Source organism: Brevibacillus sp. YAE8, from assembly GCF_057543335.1.
Genome location: NZ_BAAIYG010000163.1, coordinates 1 through 532, shown reverse-complemented (window position 1 = coordinate 532; position 532 = coordinate 1). Strand labels below are relative to the sequence as shown.

The 532-nt window shown below is 46.4% G+C and carries 1 pseudogene; it reads right to left on the bottom strand.

The features are described from left to right. Window positions 1-452 (bottom strand): annotated as a pseudogene (gene rocD / locus AC27IT_RS28165) (ornithine aminotransferase); the annotation flags it as partial. Window positions 453-532: the final 80 nt, after the last annotated feature.

Here is a 532-nt window from a genome sequence, read left to right as displayed (position 1 = left end):
GCCAGCATCGTGCGGCCGTGGAAGTTCCCGACACATGCGATAATTTCCGCTTGATTGTCAGCTACGCCCTTCACTTCATACGCCCAGCGTCTCGCCGCTTTCACCGCAGATTCAACCGCTTCGGCTCCTGTATTCATCGGCAGAATCATCTCTTTGCCTGTCAGCTTAGCTGTTTTTTCGTAAAACGGTCCAAGCTGATCGTTGTGAAACGCGCGTGACGTGAGGGTGATTTTATCAGCCTGATCCTTCAATGCCTGAATGATTTTCGGGTGTCTGTGCCCCTGGTTTACCGCAGAGTAAGCACTCAGCATATCCATATATTCATTGCCTTCCGGGTCCTTTACCCAAGAACCCAGCGCTTCAGAAATAACAATCGGGAGCGGATGATAATTGTTGGCTCCATAATGAGACGTCTGATCAATAATTTCTTTGGATTTAGATAAAGCTGGCATATTTAAATTCCCCCTTGTTTTCTGTTTCAACATGTTATCCTGCTTTCCCTTTATATAAATGCAAGTTCTGTGCCAAATCA